The organism is Kitasatospora sp. NPDC059722, from assembly GCF_042733235.1.
Taxonomy (GTDB): Bacteria; Actinomycetota; Actinomycetes; order Streptomycetales; family Streptomycetaceae; genus Kitasatospora.
Window position 1 is genome coordinate 22,505 of record NZ_JBHWGD010000089.1, and the last position, 5,119, is coordinate 27,623.

Consider the following 5,119-nt stretch of genomic DNA (forward strand, 5'->3'; position numbering starts at 1 on the left):
GCCTCCGCGGGGGTACTGATGTCCCCGGGCGTGTCCGCGCCCCCGCCGGGGGGCGCCCCCGGGGGCGCTGGCCGGCCAGCGCCCAGGCGGTGAGCAGCATGGCGAGCGGGGAGGCGGCCATGACGGTGGCGGCGGTGCTGGTGGGCAGCTGCTGGGAGGCGAGGTAGAGCAGGACGAAGAAGACGGCGGTGTTGAGGGTGCCGAGCAGGGCCGAGCGCCACCACCAGGGGCCGTGGGGGCGGCGGCGGGCGAGGGCGAGCAGGAGCAGGCCGGCGGGCAGGGCGCGCAGGGCGGCTCCCCACAGGGGCTGGTCGGGGGGCAGCCAGGCGCGGGTGACGTAGTAGTTGGCGCCCCAGGCGAGGGGGGCGAGGGCGGTCAGGAGCACCCACCGCAGATTACCTTCCATGGAAGCCAATATAGCTTCCCAGGAAGCTATGCGCGCTACGATGGGCGCCATGGAGCCGAAGCACCCCGCGCCGCAGGACTCGCAGGACCCCCACCGGCAGGACCCGCAGGACCCCGCCCCGCAGGACCCGCAGGCCCCCGACCGGCAGGACCCGCAGGCCCCGGACCGGCACGACCCACGGGACCCCGCCCCGCAAGCCCCACTCGGCCCGGACCACGTGGCCGCGATCCAGGCCGAGTGGCGCCGCGAGCGTCCCGACCTGGACGTCTCCCCGCAGGCCGTGATCGGGCGCCTGCACCGTCTGGCCGCGCGCCTGACCGGCGAGCTGAACCTGGTCTACGCGCGCTACGGCCTGGGCGAGGGCGAGTTCGACGTCCTGGCGGCGCTGCGCCGGGCCGGGGCTCCGTACGAGCGGGCGCCCGGGGAGCTGGCGGCGCACACGATGGTGACCACCGGGGCGATGACCAAGCGCATCGACCGGCTGGAACGGGCCGGGCTGGTCACCCGCCGCCAGGCCGAGGGCGACCGGCGCGGGCGCGTGGTCGCGCTCACCGGGGCGGGCGTGCGGCTGATCGACGAGGCGTTCACCGCGCACATGCGCAACGAGCACCGGCTGCTCGCCCTGCTCGACCCCGGGCAGGCGCGCGCGCTGGAGGGGCTGCTGACCGTCTGGCAGCAGCGCCTGGAGGCGGGCCCGGACACCGGCCGCCCGGACGGCGGCCACCGACCCGCGCGGGCCCGCACAATGTGACGCATGACCAGCACCCCTGCGCCGCAGCCCCCGTCCGGCACCCCCTCCCCCGCGCCGCCCTTCTTCACGGAGAGCCCGGCGGCGCGGGCGGACCGGCGGCTGATCGAGCTGCTGCAGGAGCTGCGGGTGCTGCAGACCGGGGTGCAGATCGTGTTCGCGTTCCTGCTCGGGGTGGCCTTCACCCCGCGCTTCGCCGAGCTCGGCGACCTGCAGCAGGACGTGTACGTCACCACGCTGCTGCTGGCGGTGCTGGCCTCCGCGGTGTTCGCGACGCCGGTGGCGCTGCACCGCGGCCTGTTCCGCCACCCGGGCAAGGAACGGATCGTCAGGGTGTCGGTGCGCATCGCCCAGCTCGGCCTGGTGCTGCTGGCCTCGGCGCTGAGCGGCGCGGTGCTGCTGGTGCTGGACGTCGTCCTCGGCACACCGGTGGCGCTGGTGATCTCCGGGGTGGTGGCGCTGGTCTTCGCGGGCCTGTGGTTCGTCCTGCCGTGGGCGGTGCGGCGCCCGCTGGAACGCGAGGCCACGGCCGCCGGAACAACGGTGATCAAGCCGTGACCTGCACGAATTTCAGTTCACCCGCGACCGGCCACTAGCGTTTGCCCGTGAACAGCAGTAGCAGCAACAGCAACAACAGCAGTGACGACCGCGGCGGCGAGCTGCCCCGGGTCTGGCCGCGCAACCTGGCGTACGCGGCGGGCGCGGCGGCGGTCGCCTTCGCGGTGATGCGGGTCCTCCAGCCGGCCGGCGACGACGGCGCCCCGGCCGCGAAGCCCGCCCCGGCGCCCGCCGCCTCCACCCCCGCGCCCGGCGCGCCCGCCCCCGCCCCCTCCGCCGCCGCTTCGGCCTCGCCGGGCGCGCCGGGCGCGCTGGCGCCGATCGCGCTGGAGGACGCGTACCCGGCGCAGGTGACGGCCGGCGGCATCGTCTACACCCGGGTCGGCTCGAAGACGCTGACCACGTGCACGAGTGCGGACTCGGTGGGCCCGCGCCTGATCGCGCTGGTGAAGCAGGGTCACGGCTGCCTCAGCCACCAGGTCGCCCTGTACAAGGACGAGCGGAGCAACCAGTACAACCTGTCGGTGTTCACCTTCAGCGACCCCGCCGACACCGCCCACGTGCTCACCCGGCTGGCCGCGGACATCACCGACCACCAGGTCGGCGCCCAGGCCCCGCCCCCGGGCGCGGGCCTGCCCGTCCTGCCGGCCGACAGCGGGATGGTGCAGTCCTTCGCGGGCGCCGGCCGCGCGATGATCGTCGGCCTCGGCCAGTGGTCCGACGGCCACGCCACCGACTACCAGCACCTGACCGACCGTCTGAGCCCGCTGCTCGACGCGGTCTCCAAGAAGGCCCTGGCCCACGAGACCGGCAAGCCCCCCGCCGGCGCGAGCTGACCGAAGGCCGCGGGCGCCGCGATCACCGCCCGTACACGCACACACCGAGACCCTGCCGCCCCGTGACACCAGGGGCAGCAGGGCCTCGGCGCTCTCCGGACGAGGCCTGCGGGAATCCCCGGACGCCGAATGCCCCGCAGGAGCGCCGGAACCCGGAGCACCGGAGCCCGGAGGGCCGGAAGACGGCCACCGCCGCGGCACCGCCTCCCGCGGACCGCACACCCCGCACACCCCGCACACCCCGCACACCGAAGTGTCCGGGAAAGCTCCCCGACTCTCCTTCGTCCACGCCTGATCCGAGTACGCGGCGAACGCACGGCACACGATGCGAACCGTCCGGAGAACGGGACGCGGAATTCCCGGCCGTGGCGCGAACCGGCTCTTCAGGTTTCCGCAACGGTCTCCAACACCCCGGTACGCGCCGGGCCGCAGTACCCCGGCAACCCCCCGGACCAGCGCGGGAACCTGCGTGATCATGCAGATCGCCGAGGATTTCCGGCCAAGATCCCCAACGGGCGCAGCCGTTTCTGCACGTCCTGTGATCTCCTACTCTTTGGCTTTGCCTTACTCCCCCATGACCTTTGGTCAGGTGTCCCGGGGGAACGATGCGGGCCGTCCCGGGCGCATTGCACCACAAGGTCCGCATGCGCTGCGGAGCTGCAGAAACGGGGGGATGGGTGCACGGGGCGAGTAGTCCTGCGCGAAGGGGTGCCGCTGTCCTGCCCGGCACCGCCGTCGGCAGTGCCGCTACCGCCGTCGCCGCCACTGCCGCCGTCATCGTCACTGCCGCCGTCATCGCCGCTACCACCACCGCCGGCTGATCCCGGCCTTTCCCAGGGGGGAACGTTCCCATGTCCCACAGCACTTCGTCCCGTTCGCGCCGCGCGGGCATACTCTGCGTCGCGGTCGCCGCGGCCGCCGGTGCGCTGACCACCTTCTCCGCCGCGCCGGCCGGGGCCGTCGTCGGGGACGCGGCGGCGGACGGGGCGTACGCCTACACCGCGAAGCTCTCGATCGGTGACGGCCTGCGCTCCTGCACCGGTGCGCTGGTGGACCGCAACTGGATCGTCACGGCCGCCGGTTGCTTCTCCGACGACCCGGCGCAGCCGCAGGCGCTGACGGCCGGCGCGCCGAAGTGGAAGACCACCGCCGTCGTCGGGCGCACCGATCTGGCCGGGTCGGGCGGGCGGGAGGTGCAGGTGACGCAGCTGGTGCCGCGGGCCGACCGGGACCTGGTGCTGGCGCGGCTGAGCACGCCGGTGGACGGCATCGCGCCGCTGGCCGTGGCGACGGGCGCGCCGGTGGCGGGCGAGAAGCTGCGTGTGGCGGGGTACGGGCGCACCAAGGACGAGTGGGTGCCGGGCAAGCTCCACTCGGGGGTGTTCGGTCTGGACGCCGTGCAGGCGACGACCGTCGCCACCAGCGGCCAGAACGGGGCGGCGGTGTGCAAGGGCGACACGGGTGCGCCCACGGTCCGTGAGGCGAACGGCAGGGCCGAGCTGGTGGCGGTGGCGTCGCGTTCGTGGCAGGGCGGGTGCCTGGGGGTGGCCGAGACCCGTACCGGGGTGTCCTCCAGCCGGGTGGACGACGTGGCCGGGTGGGTCAACGGCGTCGTGCACAAGCGCGGCGTGCGCGGTGACACGGACGGCGACGGGCGTGCGGACGCGCTCATGGCGTACTACCACGCGGACGGGCGGATCGGTTTCTACACCGCGCCGGGCGACGCGAACGGGCTGCTGGGCGACTTCACGGCCGGGTACACGGTGCCGGCCGAGGGCCACTGGGACCGCAATGCGATGAAGCTCGTCGCCGGGGACTTCAACGGCGACGGCCGCACCGACCTGGCCATGCTCTACCGCCGCCCCGACGGCTCGATCGACTTCTACACCGCGCTGGCGGACGCCACCGGGCACATCGGCGCGTTCAAGTCCTCTCCCAAGTCGGTTCCGGCGAGCGGCAACTGGGACTGGAACGCGATCCAGCTGTTCGCGGGCGACACCAACGGCGACGGGCGTGACGACGTCATCATGACGTACTACCACGCGGACGGGCGGATCGGTTTCTACACGTCGCTGACCGACACGGACGGGCTGCTGGGCGACTTCACGGCCGGATACATGGTGCCGGCCGAGGGCCACTGGGACCGCAATGCGATGAAGCTCGTCGCAGGGGACTTCAACGGCGACGGCCGCACCGACCTGGCCATGCTCTACCGCCGCCCCGACGGCTCCATCGACTACTACACCGGCCTGGCCGACGCCACCGGGCACATCGGCCAGTTCGCGGCCTCCCCCAAGTCCACCCCGGCCAGCGGCAACTGGGACTGGAACGCGATCCAGCTGTTCGCGGGCGACACCAACGGCGACGGGCGTGACGACGTCATCATGACGTACTACCACGCCGACGGGCGGATCGGCTTCTACACGTCGGCGGCCGGCACCGACGGGCTGCTGGGCGACTTCACTGCCGGATACATGGTGCCGGCCGAGGGCCACTGGGACCGCAATGCGATGAAGCTCGTCGCCGGGGACTTCAACGGCGACGGCCGCACCGACCTGGCCATGCTCTACC

General features: G+C 73.7%; 5 protein-coding genes. 4 read left to right on the top strand and 1 reads right to left on the bottom strand.

The window, feature by feature from the left end; genetic code table 11:
• Positions 1-406, bottom strand: a 406-nt coding sequence (locus ACFV4F_RS35490) for an EamA family transporter (RefSeq protein ID WP_380508914.1), incomplete at its 3' end; no start/stop codon positions are given.
• Positions 407-623: 217 nt separating this feature from the next.
• Between ACFV4F_RS35490 and ACFV4F_RS35495 the strand changes: the two genes are divergently transcribed.
• The 4 genes from ACFV4F_RS35495 to ACFV4F_RS35510 all read left to right on the top strand — a co-directional run.
• The gene (locus ACFV4F_RS35495) at positions 624-1,157 is read left to right on the top strand and encodes a MarR family winged helix-turn-helix transcriptional regulator (protein WP_380508924.1); all 534 of its coding nucleotides are present in this window, start codon (positions 624-626) and stop codon (positions 1,155-1,157) included.
• A 3-nt stretch (positions 1,158-1,160) separates the two neighbouring features.
• Entirely contained in the window at positions 1,161-1,712 is a 552-nt protein-coding gene (locus ACFV4F_RS35500; RefSeq protein ID WP_380446706.1) for a DUF6328 family protein, read from the top strand.
• Between the two features lie 47 nt (positions 1,713-1,759).
• Positions 1,760-2,548: a hypothetical protein gene (locus tag ACFV4F_RS35505; protein WP_380508916.1), complete on the top strand. Its 789-nt coding sequence runs from the start codon at positions 1,760-1,762 to the stop codon at positions 2,546-2,548.
• 851 nt (positions 2,549-3,399) lie between these two features.
• Positions 3,400-5,119, top strand: a 1,720-nt coding sequence (locus tag ACFV4F_RS35510) for an FG-GAP-like repeat-containing protein (protein ID WP_380508919.1), incomplete at its 3' end; no start/stop codon positions are given.

Bases quoted from the DNA above. Each gene is read 5' to 3' on its own strand.
- ACFV4F_RS35500 (WP_380446706.1), top strand. From the start codon at position 1,161: ATGACCAGCACCCCTGCGCCGCAGCCCCCGTCCGGCACCCCCTCCCCC.